Raw genomic sequence first — 15,728 nt, 5'->3', positions numbered from 1 at the left:
CCAGGCCAAGGCCGGTGCCGCCGCTGCGCGCCGAGCCGCGAAAGGCCGCGAACAGGTTTTCGCGCGCCTTGGGCGGCAGGCCGGGGCCGGTGTCGCTGACGGCGATGCGGCTGACGCTGCCCAGGCGCACGGCCGACACCGCCAGGCGGCGCACCAGGGCGCTTTCACTGTCGGCCGCCATCGCCTGCACGGAATTCCGGCACAGATTGGTCAGCACCCTGAACAACTGGTCGGAATCGGCATCGACCTCGAAGGCCGGCTCGACCGAATTGACGAACTCGATGCCTTGCTCGATGTCCAGCAGGCCGTGCACGTCCTCGACCAGTTGCCGCAGCCTCAGGCGTCGGCGCGCCGGCGGCGGCTCCTGCGTGCGGCCGTAGTGAAGCACGCCTTCGGAATAAGACACGGCGCGGTCGAGCGCGCGCAGCAGTTTCGGCGCGAAGGCCTGCACCGTCGGATCCTTGACCTGACGCAAGCGGTCCGACATCAGCTGCGCGGAAGCCAGGATGTTGCGCATGTCATGGTTGATCTTGGAAACCGCCAGGCCGAGATCGGCAAGATGCTTCTGCTCGGAGAGCATTTTTTGCAGCCGTTCCTGCATCTGCGACAGCTCGCGCTCGGCAACGCCGATCTCGTCGGCGCGGGCAGCCGGATGGATGATCCGCCCGGGATCGTCAGGGGCTTCGGAGAAAGATAGCATCGAGCGCGTCATCGTCCGGATCGGTCCGATCATGATCAGGTCGATGGCGGCGTAGACCAGCATGGCGGTGAACAGCGAGATCAGCAGCGAGACGAAGGCGACGTTGCGCGAATAGCGCAGCATCGCGTTGCGCAGGCTGTTGTCGGGCATGATCAGCTCGAACTCCTTGTCCGAGTCGCCGACCGGACCGAAGACGCGCAGCATACGGTCGCCGCCGAAAAACAACGTGTCGAGCGCACCGGTCATGCCCTTGATCATGCCGATCGAGGCGATATCGATGTGTTCGTCGACCTTCGGCGGCATTTCGGCCACCACCAGCAGCCGCGAGACGCCTCCGTCGCGCACCGCGATCGCCTTGGCGCCGATCGCCATCAGCACGTCGTTCTGCGCCGTGCGCGACAGCGAGGTGGGTTCACCCTGCACCAGCACGATCGACACCGCCGCCGCCGTGCTCAGCCGCTCCTTCAGCCAGTTCAGCCGGTAGCTCGCGATCCAGGGCAGGAAGATCAGCACTTCGGCCAGCAGCACGAAGACGATGGTCAGCAGCAGCAGCTTGGTCGACAGGCCGCGCGACAGCGGCACCGTGCGCACGCTGGCCGGCGCCTCGGTGGACCCCGCCGTGCCGATCCCTTCCTGTGCCTGTATGGTTTCGCTCATGCGGCTAATGTCTTCACGATCACTTGATCAACGCAGATTAGGCGATTACGGCTTTTTTGCCAATTTCATCCTTGGTCGCAAACATAAACCGGCCTGAATGGCGAAGCTTTCGGCCCGACGACTCCGGATTGACTTCCAAAAGCCTTCTTTCTATAAGCCCGCACACGCTCGGGCCATTCGTCCCGGCGCGGTTTCGATCGCGCCAAAGCCGGCCCGGCAAAGCTCCTGTTACACAGTGACAGAATCAAGAAGGGCCGCACCCCGCGGTATTAAAACAAATGAAGCGTACCTACCAACCGTCCAAACTCGTCCGCAAACGTCGGCACGGCTTTCGTGCCCGCATGGCCACCAAGGGTGGTCGCGGCGTCGTCGCAGCTCGCCGCAACCGCGGTCGCAAGCGGCTCAGCGCCTGAACGGAAGACGAGATCGTTGCCCGCATCCGGCAAGCCAGTGGGACCAAATCCCAAGCGGCTTCTGAAGCGCGCGGAATTCCTGGCTGTCCGTCGTGGTGAAAAACGACGCGGGCGGCTTTTTCTCGTCGAAGTTCTCGACCGCGGCGACGGCCTGTCGCCGCGCGTCGGCTACACCGTCACCAAGAAGGTCGGCAATGCGGTTGTCCGCAACCGCGTCCGGCGGCGGCTGCGAGAAGCCGTCCGTACGCACGCCGCAAGTGACATGGCGCCTGGCAATGACTATGTCATCGTCGGGCGCGAAGACGTGCTTACCACTCCGTTCGGCCAGTTGAAGGCCGAACTCTCCCGCCGACTGCGCGGAACACGATAGGCCAAGGGCTTTCGATGGAAAACAACCGGAACTTCTTCATCACCATCGCGCTGTCGGTGCTGATCCTGGCGGTATGGCAATATTTTTATGTGTTGCCGCGCAGCGAAGCGCAGCGCGAGGCCGCCCGCGTCGAACAGCAGCGCGTCGAGGAGCAGAAGAAGGCCGCCGGCACCAATCCCGGTACCGACACCGGAACGCCCGCCGCCCCTGGCGCCATTCCCAACGCACCCGGCACCGATGCCGTGACGCCGGCCGGCCGCGAACAGGCGCTCGCCACGACGACCCGCGCGAAGATCGACACGCCGAGCCTTGAGGGTTCGATCAACCTGACCGGTGCCCGTCTCGACGACCTCAAGCTCAAGCACTACACCGAGACGGTCGACAAGAACTCGCCCGAGATCAGCCTGCTCAACCCGGCGGCACTGCCCAATGGCTACTATGCCGAGATCGGCTTCGTCGGCAACGACAAGACCGGCGCGGTGCCCGGTCCCGAAACAGTGTGGGCTATCGACGGCAATGCGACACTGACGCCGACGACCCCGGTCACGCTGACCTATTCGAACGACAAGGGCCTGACCTTCAAGCGCACCTTTTCCGTCGACACCAACTACATGTTCACGGTGTCCGACACGGTGCAGAATGCCGGCACGGCCGCCGTCTCGCTGTCCAATTACGGCCGCGTCACCCGCTTCGACAAGCCGCTCGTTGCCAGCACCTATGTGCTGCATGAGGGCCTGATCGGCTTCACCGGCACGGAAGGCCTGCAGGAACACAAATACGCGTCCATCGAGAAGGACAAGCAGTTCACGCCGGGCAAGTCGACCGACGGCTGGCTCGGCATCACCGACAAATACTGGGCGGTGACGCTGGTGCCGACCGAGAAGCAGCCGTTCCAGCCGCGCTATGCCTATTTCGAGGACGGCCGCCATCGCTACCAGTCCGACTTCCTCACCGACCCGATCACCGTCGATGCCGGCCAGTCGGCGACGGTGGAGAGCGAGATCTTCGCGGGCGCCAAGGAAGTCGGCAAGATCAACGCCTATGCGGAAGACCGTCATATCAAGCGGTTCGACCTTTTGATCGACTGGGGCTGGTTCCACTTCATCACCAAGCCGATGTTCTGGCTGATCGACACGCTCTACAAATTCTTCGGCAATTTCGGCCTGGCCATTCTCGCCACCACCGTCATCGTCAAGGCCATCTTCTATCCGCTCGCCAACAAGTCGTACGCGTCGATGGCGAACATGAAGAAGGTGCAGCCGAAAATGCTCGAGATCCGCGAGAAATACGCGGACGACAAGATGAAGCAGCAGCAGGCGATGATGGAGCTGTACAAGACCGAGAAGATCAACCCGCTTGCCGGCTGCTGGCCGGTGGCACTGCAGATCCCGGTCTTCTTCTCGCTTTACAAGGTGCTCTACATCACCATCGAAATGCGGCACGCGCCGTTCTTCGGCTGGATCCAGGATCTGGCCGCGCCCGATCCGACGTCGCTGTTCAACCTGTTCGGCCTGATCCCGGTCACCCTGCCGCACATGCTGATGATCGGCGTCTGGCCGCTGATCATGGGCGTCACCATGTTCCTGCAGATGCGCATGAACCCGACGCCGCCGGATCCGACGCAGGCTGCGATCTTCACCTGGATGCCTGTCATCTTCACCTTCATGATGGCGGGTTTCCCGGCCGGCCTGGTCATCTACTGGGCCTGGAACAACACGCTGTCGATCCTCCAGCAGGGCATCATCATGAAGCGCCAGGGTGCCAAGATCGAGCGGTGGGACAATCTGGTCGCGCTGTTCCGAAAGAAACCATCACCGGCCGAATAGAAGGCGCAGCGCTTTCTCCAGCCTTCAAAGCCCCGCCTCGCGCGGGGCTTTTCGTTTAAGCAGCTCCGGCATCACGTTCCCGTGATCGGCGAAACTTGCGCCCCCTCGGCGGCGTGACTGCCTGTGCGTTTCCAAAGGCTATCAATTCCGATCAGCCCTCACACGGAGGAAGACCACATGCGCTTGCCGTCATTCAGGATCATCGCCCTTTCCGCACTCGTCGCCGGCGTGGCGATTGCCGCGCCCGCCTATGCCAAGAACCCGAATGTCGGCGGCGCGCCGATGTACACAACCAAGAACATCGTCGAGAACGCCGTCAATTCGAAGGACCACACGACGCTGGTCGCCGCGGTCAAGGCCGCCGGCCTGGTCGACACGCTGCAGGGCGCTGGCCCGTTCACAGTCTTTGCCCCGACCAACGCGGCGTTTGCGAAACTGCCCAAGGGCACCGTCGACACGCTGCTGAAGCCGGAGAACAAGGGCAAGCTCACCAAGGTGCTGACCGCGCATGTCGTGGCCGGCAAGATTTCGGGCGCCGAGATGATGAAGAAGGCCAAGGCGATGGGCGGCAAATACGAGATGAAGACCGTCTCCGGTGACACGCTGACCGCCGAAGTCAAGAAGGGCAAGCTCTACATCATGGATGAGTCAGGCGGCGAGGCGCGAGTGACGATCGCCGACGTCAACCAGTCGAACGGCGTCATCCATGTCGTCAACAAGGTGCTGTTGCCGAAGTAACGAACGGCTTCCGGCAAAGGGGATCAAGGCAGGTCCGTTGGGGCTTTCTCGGGCCTGCCATCCCCGCCTCATGACGAGGTGCCATGTTTCTTGGGAAGTCGTATCGGCATTGGCCGGGGTCCTGTCCCTCACAGGACCCCGGTTTCTTTTTGGCTGTTGCCTGTGCAGCCGGATAAGTTTCGAGCGTCGTCACTCCATCACGGCGCTGTGGTCGATCTTGGCCGGAGTCGCCGGCTTGCGCAGCAACAGAACCAGCGGAATGGCGGCAAGCGACAGGATCATCATCAGCTTGAAGTCGTTCATATAGCTGATGATCGTGGCCTGCAGCGTGACCACGCCGTCGAGCGCGGCGCGGCCCGCGGCGCTGTAGGGATCCATTGCCTGGAAGATCGCCGGATTGCTGAACGCCTGGTTGTAGGGTGTCACATAGGTGGCGATGTTGGCGTGGTTGATCTGCACGTTCTGCGTCAACAGCGCGGTGACCACCGAGATGCCGACGCTGGAGCCGATGTTTCGTGACAGATTGTAAAGGCCTGTGCCTTCCGCGCGCCGCTCCGGCGCCAGCGTGGCGAAGGTGATGGTGGTCAGCGGCACGAACAGGAAACCCAGGCCCGCGCCCTGGATGAAGCCGGTGCTGATGATCGTCCATTGCGAGACGTCAGGCGTCCAGCCGGTCATGTCGTACATCGCCCAGGCGGTGACCAGCAGGCCGGTTAGAAGCAGCCAGCGTGTGTCCACCTTGCCGATCAGCCTGCCGACCAGGAACATGCAAGCCATGGTGCCGAGACCGCGCGGCCCCATGACGATGCCGGCCGTCACCACCGGATAGCCCATCAGCGTCTGCAGATAGGGCGTCATCAGGGCAAGCGAGGCCAGATAGGTGATGCCGATGATGAAGATGAAGATCATGCCGACGGCGAAATTCCTGTCGAGGAACAGCCGCGGGTTCACGAAGGTGTTTTTGGCGGTGAAGGTGTGGACGAGGAAGACGTAGAAGGCCGACGCGCAGATCAGCGCCTCGACGATGATCTCGGACGACGAGAACCAGTTGAGCTGCTCGCCGCGATCGAGGAACATCTGCAGCGACGCGATGGTGACGCTGAGCATGCCGAAGCCCAGCCAGTCCAGCCTGGCCTTGAGGTCCGTCTTGGTTTCCTGGACGAACATCGAGACGCCGGCGAAAGCCAGGGCCCCGATCGGAACATTGATGTAGAACACCCAGCGCCAGCTGACATTCTCGGTCAGCCAGCCGCCGATGACCGGCCCGAGCACCGGCCCGACCATCACCGAAACGCCGAACAGCGCCATCGCCGAGCCGCGCTCCTCGACGCTGTAGATGTCGAGCAGGATGCTCTGCGCCAGCGGCACCAGGGCTGCGCCGAACAGGCCTTGCAGCAGGCGGAAGCCGACGATCTGCGGCAGCGACTGCGCGAAGCCGCACAGCACCGACGCGACGACGAAGCCGGTGATCGAGATCAGCAGGATGCGCTTGCGGCCGAAGCGATTGGCAAGATAGCCCGAAGGCGGCGTCATGACGGCTGCCGCGACGATGTAGGACGTCAGCACCCAGTTTATCTGGTCGGCGCTGGCCGAAACGCTGCCCTGGATATAGGGCAGCGCCACATTGGCGATGGTGGTATCCAGCGCCTGCATGATCACGGCCAGGATTACGCAGGCGGTGATGGCGCCGCGATTGGCGACCACGCCACCTGTCGCGGACGCGCCGGTCATGACTTTTGTCCGAACCGACCGAGGAGGTCCGTCACGAAGTCCGGCAGGCCGCGCGCATGGCCGGTATCGATGCCGACCACGACGCTCATCCCGCCGCGCAGCGGCGGCTTGCCCTGGAGATCGTCCACCGTCACGCGCATCGGAATGCGTTGCACGACCTTGACCCAGTTGCCGGTGGTGTTCTGCGCCGGAAGCAGCGAGAAGCTCGACGACGACGCCGGGCTGATCGAGGCGACCCTGCCGTGCCAGACGGCACCGGGATAGCTGTCGACGCTGATCGTCGCCGTCTGTCCCGGCCGCACATAGGTCAGTTCGGTTTCCTTAGGCTCCGCCGCGATCCACAGCTCGGTCGCCGAAATCAGGCTGAACGCCGGCTGCGAAGCCGGCAGGTACTTGCCGACCTGAAGCGCGTCGACATTGGTGACGATGCCGTCGAATGGCGCCTTGACGATGGAATCGGCAAGGTTGCGCTGGGCGTCGTCCACCGCCGACTGCGCCTGGAGATAGAACGGGTTCTTCTCCACCGGCTGGCTGGCGTCGCCGCCGAGCTGGGCAAGTGTCGCCTGTGCCTGCGCTTGGGCAACGGACACTTTCTGGCGGGCGGCGACGAGGTCGTGCTGGGCGCTGTCGAAGGTCGCCTTGGAGGAGGTGGAGGTCTTGAGCAGATCCTGCTGGCGTTGGAAAGCGGCCTCGTAGTAGGGGATGTCGGCCTGCGCCTGCTCGATCAGCGCCTGCGACTGCTGGTAGCTCGCCTGCAAGGTCAGCACCTGGTTGCGCACTGTGCCGAGCTGTGCCTGGGCGGCGGCAAGAGCGGTTTCGAAAGAGGCCGGCCGCAACCGGAAAAGCACCTGGTCCTTCTTCACCGCCTCGTTCTCGTGCACGTCGATCTCGGACACAGTGCCGGAGACATCGGTGGAAACGCCGAGCGACTGCGCCTGGATGTAGGCATTGTCGGTCGTCATGACCTGGCCGCCGATGACGTAGTAATAGCCGCCGACGACCAGCGCGAACGGAAGCAGGGCAAACAGGATCGGCCGTGCCCGGCCGCGCTTGGGCTTGACCGGCGCCGGAGGCGCCACCGCAACCCCGGCCTGGCGTGGCTCCTTGGACGGAGCCTCGAGCGCCGCCGGCTCCAGGGCGACCGGTGCTTCGAGCTCGTCATTGTCGATGACGGTGCTGGCTCGCCTTTGCTCGCGTTCGCTGTCCAGCCGGATGACCTGGTCGCGCGCCCGGTCGGCGGCGGATCCGTCTTCTTCGACAGGCTTCTTTGGTGAGGTTGATTCAGCCATGTGTTTTCTCCCGGTCGGCGGCAGGCTGGGCGCAAGCCGCGAGCAGATTGGATTTGATGAGGGATAGGGTTTGCAGCAGATGCAGTTGCGCATCCGCGGAAAGGCCGACAAAGGCCTCGTCACGCGTCTTCCGCCCATTGCCGCGCATGATTTCGATCAGCGGATGGGCTTGCGGCTTCAGGTACAGCAGCCATGCCCGGCGGTCAGCGGGATCGGGCCGGCGCTCGATGAAGCCGCTTGCTTCCATCTTGTCGAGCAGCCGGGCGAGCGTGATCGGCGTGATCTCGATCAGGTCCGCCAGTTTGTTCTGGTGGATGCCTTCATGCAGGCTGAGATAGGCCAGCACCTGCCACTGGGCGCGGGTCAGCCCCGATGCCCGCGACCTCTGCTCGAACCGCTTTCGAAGCAGGCGCGCGACATCGTGCAGCACGAAGCTGATGTTGGGTGACGATGGCATGGGAGGTACTGGAGTTTTTCGGCGCGACTGTTAGTGAGCATGCTTATTATCATCATGCACATAATCTTGCTGGACGCGGTGCGCAAGACGGACTAAGCCCGCCTGGAAAAAATGACGCATGGGCTGCGACCCACCCAAAGGCTCAGGTAGCGGGCTGTTGCCGGGCAAGGATACGACGATGAATTGGCTGAAGATCGCGACCGTGGCGGCCATTGCGGGATGGCCGGGCATTGCGCTCGCAAAGGGCGCCGTCAGTTGCGGCGGCGCCGCCATGCTGGGTGGCGCGCAATTGAACTGCAGCCACGTCGAACCCCAGGCGCCGCCTCAGTTTTGCACCTATAGCTGGGCTCTCCACATGCCGGCCGGCGACCAGAAAATCGTCGAAGGCAGCTTCATGCTGCCGCCCGGCGCCACGAATGTCACCGTCTATCAGGGCAGCGGTTTCGACAGTGCGCTGTCCGATCCGATCGTGATTTGCCGCGGCAGCAAATGAGCAAGGCCGTCAAGGAAAGCTCGCTCGTCGCCCGATTGGTGCTATAGGGCGGATCACGCTATTTTGAACGGGCGCATTCGAGTTTCGGATGCACCTGGCGGCCATTTCTCTGACGGATTTCGACATGGACGGACCCAACCCAGACATCAAGCACCCGATCCCGATGCATACCCGCGTCGGCTTCCTCAAGGGACTGGTGAACGCGCCGAACATCGAGATCGGCGACTTCACCTATTATGACGACCCCGACGGGCCGGACAAATTTGCCGAGAAATGCGTCCTGCATCACTATCCGTTCATAGGCGACAAGCTGATCATCGGCAGGTTCTGCGCCATCGCCGAGGGCGCGCGCTTCATCATGAACGGCGCCAACCACGCCATGTCCGGCTTTTCGACCTATCCGTTCAATATTTTCGGCCATGGCTGGGAAAAGGGTTTTGACCCGGCGACCTGGTCGAAGGAGGTGCGCGGCGACACCATCGTCGGCAACGACGTCTGGATCGGGATGGAGGCGGTGATCCTGCCCGGGGTGGAAATCGGCCACGGCGCCATCGTCGCTGCGAAATCAGTGGTGACGCACGACGTGCCGCCCTATGCGATCGTCGCCGGCAACGCGGCCAAGGTGGTAAAGATGCGTTTCGACGACCGGACAATCAGGCGGCTACTGGCGGTGGCGTGGTGGGACTGGCCGGTAGACAAGGTCAGCCGCAACCTCGATGCTATCCGGGGTGCCAATATTTCTCTTCTGGAGGCAGCAGCTTGAACGCTCTGAACAGCAGCATAATCGGCACCGAACTGTTTACGCGAGGGTGGATCTTCATCCGCGGCGTGCCGGCGATGAAGTTCCTGCCACCGGAAGGGCCGCCGGAAATCGCCTTTGCCGGCCGCTCGAATGTCGGCAAGTCGTCGCTGATCAATGCGCTGGTCAACCAGAAGGGGCTGGCGCGCACTTCCAACACGCCGGGGCGCACGCAGGAGCTCAACTATTTCGTGCCGGATGGATTTTCGGGCGAGGGCGCCGACCTGCCGCCCTTGGCGCTGGTCGACATGCCCGGCTACGGCTACGCCACCGCGCCGAAGGAGAAGGTCGACGAGTGGACCAAGCTGGTCTTCGATTACCTCAAGGGCCGGGTCACGCTGAAACGCGTCTATGTGCTGATCGACGCCCGTCATGGCATCAAGGCCAAGGACGACGAAGTGCTGTCGCTGCTCGACAAGGCGGCGGTGTCCTACCAGATCGTGCTGACCAAGACCGACAAGATCAAGACTGCCGGCGTGCCGAGGCTGATCGAGGAGACGCTGGCAAAGATCAAGAAGCGGCCGGCGGCGTTCCCGTTCGTGCTGGCCACCTCTTCTGAAAAGGCCGAGGGCCTTCAGGAATTGCAGGCAGCCATCGTGCTTGCCGCCAATGGCGGCTAAAGCATCCGCACCTTAGAGCAATTCTAGGAAAAGTGTGAAGCGGTTTTCCGTCCAGAATTGCGTCTAAACAAAGAGTTAGAGCATGGTCTGGCTAGGGCTTGGCCTCGATAGCAATCGTCTGATGGCCTTCTTCCGCCACAAGCCTTTCGGTGCCGTAGGCCTTCAGGAACATGCTGACGCCTGACCTGACGATGTGGTCGATCTCGTCCTGGGTCGGGGCCTTGGTGCGGTAGGCGAAGATGCACTGGCGGAACAGACCGGCCAGGCACAGTTCGGTGAACTGATAGGCGGCAAGATCGACATCGTCGATGCGCAGCAGGTCGCGCTCGATGGCGGCATTGAGAAAGGCCGCGACCTTGTCGTGGCCACGCTTGGGACCGCGCTCGTAAAAACGCGCGCCCATGTCGGGGATCCGGTCTGATGCCCCGATCACCGTGCGCTGCGCTTGGACGACCTTGGCCGACGTGATCTTGAGAGCCAGCACCTTGCCGAACTTCACCAGCGTCTCGCGCAGGTTGTCGGCATTGTCCAGCACGTCATACATGTTCTTGAAGATGGTGCCGCGCTCTTCCTCGATCAGCGCCTCGAACAGCTCTTCCTTGTTGGCGAAGTAGACGTAGATCGTACCCTTGGAGACACCGGCCTCGCGGGTGATGTCGTTCATCGAGGCGGCTTCGAAGCCCTTGTCGATGAAGACACGACGGGCGCCGTCGATGATCTGGCTGCGCTTGGCCGGATCCTGCCCCGCGGCCGGGCGGCCACGACGCAAGCTTTCCAACAGGTCGTCACACGACTCGTTTTCGACATTGGGCGGGGTCTCGGCCATGAAAGTCACACCTCGAAAATAATTCGAACCAAGCGGTTCGATTGCCCTTGATATGGTCCTCTTTACGCGCTATGTCAACGGCCGGATCGAACCGAACGGTTCAGTATTATATTATAACTTTAGAGAGATGTCATGTCCTCGAACGCGCCGACCACTGCCGAAGTCCGTCCCTTCCCTAACGCCAAGGTTGCGCCGGCGACGGAAGCACCGGAAGTACCTGTCCAGCCCGTCTCGTCGCCGCCGGCAGAGGCTCCGGCCAGGAAGAAGCGTTCGGTGCGTTCCTTCCTGCTGCCGGTCATCGGTGTTGCCTTGTTGGGCGCCGGCGCCTGGTATGGGTACGACTACTGGACAACGGGCCGCTTCATGATCTCGACGGACGATGCCTATGTCCAGGCGGACATGGCGTTCATCTCGCCCAAGATTTCCGGCTATGTCGATCAGGTCAAGGTCAGCGAGAACCAGCTGGTCAAGGCCGGCGATCCGCTGCTCGTCGTCGATGACGGCGATTACAAGATTGCCGTCGCCCAGGCCGAGGCGCAGATCGCCACCTTGAGCAAGACGCTCGACCGTATCGACGCCCAGACCGACGCGGCCCGCGCCTCGCTGCAGCAGGCCCAGGCGCAGAAGGTCGCCGACCAGGCCGCGGCCGACAACGCAGCCAAGGTCGCGGCGCGCGCCTCGCAGCTGCTCAAGACCCATGTCGGCACACAGGCGCAGCTGGACGACGCCCAGACCGCGGTCCAGCAGGCCGATGCCGCCCTTGTCGGCGCCGACGCACAGATCGCCGCCGCGCAAGCCAATATCGGCGTGCTGCAGGCGCAGCGCGCGGAATCGGCGAGCACGCTGGCGTCCCTGCAGCTCAGCCATGACAAGGCGCTGCGCGATCTTTCCTTCACCGTGCTCAAGGCGCCATATGACGGCATCGTCGGCAACCGCTCGGTCGAGCAGGGCGACCTTGTCAGCCCCGGCCAGAAGCTCGCCGTCATCGTGCCGATGGACAAGCTCTACATCGTCGCCAACTTCAAGGAGACACAACTTGCCCGGCTGGTTCCCGGCGAGAAGGTCAGGATCTCGGTCGATGCGACCGACGGCCAGGACTTCGAGGGAACCGTTTCGTCGCTGGCGCCGGCTTCGGGTGCCGTGTTCTCGCTGCTGCCGCCCGAAAACGCCACCGGCAACTTCACCAAGGTCGTGCAGCGCGTTCCGGTCCGCATCGATGTGCCGGCCGATGCGCTGAAGAGCGGTAAGCTGCGCGCCGGCCTGAGCGTCGTCGTCGCCGTCGACAGCCGCACCGCCCCATCCGGGTCGGCGTCAGTGGCAGCGTCGAATTGAGCGGCGGCCGGGGAGCAATGCCATGGCAACCGCAACCCTGACAGCAGGAGCGCCGCCGGCGAGGCCGGCTGTGCCTGACACCATTTCGACGCGGCGCGTCATCGCCTTCCTGGCGATGGTGTTCGGCATGTTCATGGCCATCCTCGACATCCAGATCGTCTCCGCCTCGCTGTCGGAGATCCAGGCCGGCCTGAGCGCCAGCTCCGACGAAATTCCGTGGGTGCAGACCGCCTACCTGATCGCCGAAGTGGTGATGATCCCGCTGTCGGGCTTTCTCAGCCGGATGCTGTCGACGCGCGTGCTGTTCACCATCTCGGCGGCAGGCTTCACCGCGGCCAGTGCGCTGGCGGCGACCGCCACCAACATCGACCAGATGATCGTCTACCGCGCCGTCCAGGGCTTCATCGGCGGCGGCATGATACCGAGCGTCTTTGCCGCTGCCTTCACCATCTTCCCGCCCTCGCGCCGCGCCGTCGTCTCGCCGATGATCGGCCTCGTGGCGACGCTGGCGCCGACCATCGGCCCGACCGTCGGTGGCTATATCAGCCATGCCATGTCCTGGCATTGGCTGTTCCTGGTCAACGTCGTGCCCGGCATCCTGGTGACAACGGCGGCCTGGACGCTGATCGACTTCGACAAGCCCAACCTCAAGCTGTTCAGCAAGTTCGACTGGTGGGGCCTCGCCGGCATGGCGGCTTTCCTGGGCTGCATGGAATATGTGCTCGAGGAAGGCCCCAACAATGACTGGCTGCAGGACCAGGGCGTCTTCATCTGCGCCGTCGTCATGACCGTCGGCGCGGTGCTGTTCTTCTGGCGCGTGTTCACCGCCGAGGAGCCGATCGTCGACCTGAAGGCCTTCACCAACATCAACTTCGCCTTCGGCTCGCTGTTCTCGTTCGTCATCGGCATCGGTCTCTACGGCCTGACCTATCTCTACCCGGTGTTCCTCGGGCGCATCCGCGGCTACGATTCGATGATGATCGGCGAGGCTCTGTTCGTCAGCGGCCTGGCGATGTTCTTCACCGCGCCGATCTCGGGCATCCTGTCGAACAAGATGGACCCGCGCCTGATGATGATGATCGGCTTCTTCGGCTTCGCCACCGGCACCTGGTGGATGACGCATCTGACCGCCGACTGGGATTTCTATGAGCTGCTCATCCCGCAGATCCTGCGCGGCTGTTCGATGATGCTGTGCATGGTTCCGATCAACAACATCGCGCTCGGCACCTTGCCGCCCGAGCGGCTGAAGAACGCGTCCGGCCTGTTCAATCTCACCCGCAACCTTGGCGGTGCCGTCGGCCTTGCGCTGATCAACACCGTGCTGATCGACCGCAACGCCTTCCACTACGCAAGGCTCTCCGAGCATGTGCAATGGGGCAGTGAAGCCGCGCAGACCAAGCTGCAGAACATGACCCGCAATTTCGAGCAGACCCCCGGCCTCGACGCCACAAGCGCTGCGATCTCCAAGTTGTCTGGCATGGTCCAGCAGCAGGCGGCGCTGCTGTCCTTCATGGACGTGTTCTTCATGCTGACGGTGCTGTTTGCGACGCTTGGCCTGTTCACCATGCTGATCCGCAAGCCGGCCGCACCGGGTGGCGGCGGCGGTGGGGGGCACTGATACGGAGCAATTCCAGGAAAAGTGCGCAGCGCTTTCCCTTGGAGATTGCGACAAGACAAGGTACGTGGGCAGCGGTTTCGGGAAGCTCCTCCAGTCCACGCCCGAAAAGCTCTGACCGCGTAAAAAACTCCGGGCCGCAAGCCCGGAGTTTTTGCATTCGAGTCTATGGACTCAGGCCGTGGCCGGTTTGAAGGTCAGCGCGACGCCGTTGATGCAGTGGCGCAGGCCGGTCGGCGCCGGACCGTCGTCGAAGACATGGCCGAGATGGCCGCCGCAGCGGCGGCAATGTGCCTCGGTACGCGTCATGCCGAGCGACCTGTCCACGGTCGTGCCGATCGCCTTGGGGATCTCTTGCCAGAAGCTCGGCCATCCGGTGCCGGAATCGAATTTCGTCTCCGACGAATAGACCGGCAGGTCGCAGCCGGCACAGGCGAAAATGCCCTTGCGGTGTTCGTTGAGCAGCGGGCTGGTGCCGGGGTACTCCGTGCCTTCCTTGCGCAGCACGTCGAAGGCGGCCGGCGACAGGATGGCTTTCCACTCGGCGTCGGTCTTGACGACCTCGAAGCTCTCGGCCGCTTGTGCTGCCTGCGGATCGCCCATGCGCAGCATCGTTGCCGCGGCCCCGATCACGCCGATGGCGGCGGCACCGCTCAAAAGAAAGTCGCGACGGTTCATGACCAGTTCCTCCTGATGTCCTTTTGCCAAACTACACCACCGCGCGGAAATCAAAAGCCGGTGACGGTAGCCCCTCGAACGAACACTCCGCGCCCTCCCACATCCGAATGCAGGCGGGCGCGAAGTGCACGGGCCAATTGCGGATCACGGGAGCGGGATCGTGCAATCGACGGAGGGTCCTTGCCGTCAGTTCGCCGGCAGCAAGCCCCTTGTTACATCTTGGGCAAAAGAACCTTGTCGATGACGTGGATGACGCCATTGGACTGTTCGACATCGGCGATCGTCACATTGGCGACATTGCCGTTCTCGTCGGTGACCGTGACCTTGCCGCCGTCGGCCTTGAGCGACAATTCGCAGCCGCCGACCGTCTTGACCTTGTGGGTGCCGCCGTCAGCCTTGGCCATCGCGGCCACATCTGCTCCCATCGCCTTGGCGCCGATGACATGGCAGGTCAGGATCTTGGTGAGCTTGTCCTTGTTTTCTGGCTTGAGCAGCGTCTCGACCGTACCGGCCGGAAGGGCTGCGAAGGCTTCGTTGGTCGGCGCGAACACGGTGAACGGACCGGCGCCCTGCAGCGTCTCGACAAGGCCGCCGGCCTTCACGGCGGCGACCAGGGTGGTGTGATCCTTCGAGTTCACGGCGTTCTCGACGATGTTCTTGTTGGCATACATGGCGGCGCCGCCAACCATCGGGTTTTCGGCGTAGGCGGCGGTGGCAAGGGCCGAAACGGCGATCGTACCGGCGAGCAAAAGGGTGGCGTATCTACGCATGATGTCGAACTCCTCGGGTTTTTCTCTTCCCATTTTTGGGGACGCGAGGAGATACGGAACAAACTCGCCCGAGTTTCAGAAATATTGTGATTTTTGATTTTATCCATGGCGCCAGAGGGATTTCCCGAGCCATCGGCCGCCCGCCGACATGCTGTCTACGGGCATGTTCAGCGAAGGATAGACTTATGATAGTCTGTTGTGATTTTCAGGTGAAGAGCCGGTCAGATGCTCTTCAGGTCGCCAGCGGCAACCACCGGTCCGGTCGGCTGTCCGGTCGGCGAACCGCCCGACGGCTCGAGGCTGACGGCAAGCACCGCGCCCTGGGCAAGTTTCTGATGGGCCGCCGGCGAGACGATAATATGCGCCGTTGCACCTGCCGGAATGACGCCCATCGAGAACGGCGGGGCTTTGCCC

The 15,728-nt window shown here is 63.0% G+C and carries 17 protein-coding genes; 9 read left to right on the top strand and 8 right to left on the bottom strand.

Translation table 11 applies throughout. From position 1 onward, the window contains the following. Nucleotides 1-1,357, bottom strand: a 1,357-nt coding sequence (locus EN925_RS03770; RefSeq protein WP_245487204.1) for a HAMP domain-containing sensor histidine kinase, incomplete at its 3' end; no start/stop codon positions are given. Between the two features lie 278 nt (nucleotides 1,358-1,635). Between EN925_RS03770 and rpmH the strand changes: the two genes are divergently transcribed. The 4 genes from rpmH to EN925_RS03745 all read left to right on the top strand — a co-directional run bounded on the left by rpmH (nucleotide 1,636) and on the right by EN925_RS03745 (nucleotide 4,704). Next, nucleotides 1,636-1,770 carry a 50S ribosomal protein L34 gene (gene rpmH, locus EN925_RS03760; protein WP_008833937.1) on the top strand — a complete coding sequence of 45 codons (135 nt, stop codon included), beginning with the start codon at nucleotides 1,636-1,638 and terminating at the stop codon, nucleotides 1,768-1,770. Between the two features lie 16 nt (nucleotides 1,771-1,786). Further along, nucleotides 1,787-2,140 carry a ribonuclease P protein component gene (gene rnpA / locus EN925_RS03755; RefSeq protein ID WP_013528505.1) on the top strand — a complete coding sequence of 118 codons (354 nt, stop codon included), beginning with the start codon at nucleotides 1,787-1,789 and terminating at the stop codon, nucleotides 2,138-2,140. Between the two features lie 14 nt (nucleotides 2,141-2,154). Beyond that, nucleotides 2,155-3,966 carry a membrane protein insertase YidC gene (yidC, locus tag EN925_RS03750; protein ID WP_128336347.1) on the top strand — a complete coding sequence of 604 codons (1,812 nt, stop codon included), beginning with the start codon at nucleotides 2,155-2,157 and terminating at the stop codon, nucleotides 3,964-3,966. A 177-nt stretch (nucleotides 3,967-4,143) separates the two neighbouring features. Then, the gene (locus EN925_RS03745) at nucleotides 4,144-4,704 is read left to right on the top strand and encodes a fasciclin domain-containing protein (protein WP_063169715.1); all 561 of its coding nucleotides are present in this window, start codon (nucleotides 4,144-4,146) and stop codon (nucleotides 4,702-4,704) included. Between the two features lie 189 nt (nucleotides 4,705-4,893). Here the strand turns inward: EN925_RS03745 and EN925_RS03740 are convergent, their stop codons facing one another. From EN925_RS03740 to EN925_RS03730, 3 genes are read right to left on the bottom strand one after another with little or no spacing between them, the layout of a single operon-like run. Next, nucleotides 4,894-6,435, bottom strand: coding sequence for a DHA2 family efflux MFS transporter permease subunit (locus EN925_RS03740; RefSeq protein ID WP_127369020.1), 1,542 nt, complete (start codon nucleotides 6,433-6,435; stop codon nucleotides 4,894-4,896). After that, nucleotides 6,432-7,724, bottom strand: coding sequence for an HlyD family secretion protein (locus tag EN925_RS03735; protein WP_127369021.1), 1,293 nt, complete (start codon nucleotides 7,722-7,724; stop codon nucleotides 6,432-6,434). The genes EN925_RS03740 and EN925_RS03735 overlap by 4 nt, the downstream gene beginning before the upstream one ends. Then, nucleotides 7,717-8,181 carry a MarR family winged helix-turn-helix transcriptional regulator gene (locus EN925_RS03730; RefSeq protein ID WP_013528500.1) on the bottom strand — a complete coding sequence of 155 codons (465 nt, stop codon included), beginning with the start codon at nucleotides 8,179-8,181 and terminating at the stop codon, nucleotides 7,717-7,719. Before EN925_RS03730 ends, EN925_RS03735 begins: the two co-directional genes overlap by 8 nt. Nucleotides 8,182-8,383: 202 nt before the next feature. Between EN925_RS03730 and EN925_RS03725 the strand changes: the two genes are divergently transcribed. From EN925_RS03725 to yihA, 3 genes are all read left to right on the top strand, one after another. Then, nucleotides 8,384-8,674, top strand: coding sequence for a hypothetical protein (locus EN925_RS03725; protein ID WP_245483243.1), 291 nt, complete (start codon nucleotides 8,384-8,386; stop codon nucleotides 8,672-8,674). Between the two features lie 124 nt (nucleotides 8,675-8,798). Next, nucleotides 8,799-9,437, top strand: coding sequence for a CatB-related O-acetyltransferase (locus tag EN925_RS03720; RefSeq protein ID WP_027161114.1), 639 nt, complete (start codon nucleotides 8,799-8,801; stop codon nucleotides 9,435-9,437). Then, complete coding sequence (gene yihA / locus EN925_RS03715) at nucleotides 9,434-10,093, top strand: ribosome biogenesis GTP-binding protein YihA/YsxC (protein WP_024502094.1); 660 nt, start codon at nucleotides 9,434-9,436, stop codon at nucleotides 10,091-10,093. The genes EN925_RS03720 and yihA overlap by 4 nt, the downstream gene beginning before the upstream one ends. A gap of 91 nt (nucleotides 10,094-10,184) precedes the next feature. Here yihA and EN925_RS03710 read toward each other — a convergent pair whose 3' ends face one another. Further along, on the bottom strand, nucleotides 10,185-10,919 hold the full coding sequence (locus EN925_RS03710; protein WP_013528496.1) for a TetR/AcrR family transcriptional regulator: 735 nt from the start codon (nucleotides 10,917-10,919) through the stop codon (nucleotides 10,185-10,187). Nucleotides 10,920-11,051: 132 nt separating this feature from the next. Here EN925_RS03710 and EN925_RS03705 point away from each other — a divergent pair, with 132 nt between their 5' ends. Continuing rightward, on the top strand, nucleotides 11,052-12,251 hold the full coding sequence (locus EN925_RS03705; protein ID WP_013528495.1) for an HlyD family secretion protein: 1,200 nt from the start codon (nucleotides 11,052-11,054) through the stop codon (nucleotides 12,249-12,251). Nucleotides 12,252-12,273: 22 nt separating this feature from the next. After that, entirely contained in the window at nucleotides 12,274-13,869 is a 1,596-nt protein-coding gene (locus EN925_RS03700; RefSeq protein WP_024502091.1) for a DHA2 family efflux MFS transporter permease subunit, read from the top strand. Between the two features lie 171 nt (nucleotides 13,870-14,040). On the opposite strand, the gene msrB is transcribed toward EN925_RS03700, so the two are convergent. The 3 genes from msrB to EN925_RS03685 all read right to left on the bottom strand — a co-directional run. Next, nucleotides 14,041-14,544, bottom strand: coding sequence for a peptide-methionine (R)-S-oxide reductase MsrB (gene msrB / locus EN925_RS03695; RefSeq protein ID WP_013528493.1), 504 nt, complete (start codon nucleotides 14,542-14,544; stop codon nucleotides 14,041-14,043). A gap of 212 nt (nucleotides 14,545-14,756) precedes the next feature. Further along, nucleotides 14,757-15,314, bottom strand: a complete 558-nt coding sequence (locus EN925_RS03690) for a fasciclin domain-containing protein (protein WP_127369973.1) — start codon at nucleotides 15,312-15,314, stop codon at nucleotides 14,757-14,759. A 221-nt stretch (nucleotides 15,315-15,535) separates the two neighbouring features. Continuing rightward, nucleotides 15,536-15,728: anti-sigma factor (locus EN925_RS03685; protein ID WP_206632787.1), on the bottom strand; the 193-nt coding region annotated here is incomplete at its 5' end.

Origin of the sequence: Mesorhizobium sp. M7A.F.Ca.US.006.04.2.1, assembly GCF_004022915.1 — a bacterium.
Taxonomy (GTDB): domain Bacteria; phylum Pseudomonadota; class Alphaproteobacteria; order Rhizobiales; family Rhizobiaceae; genus Mesorhizobium; species Mesorhizobium ciceri.
This window is presented reverse-complemented; position numbering and strand designations above follow the sequence as displayed.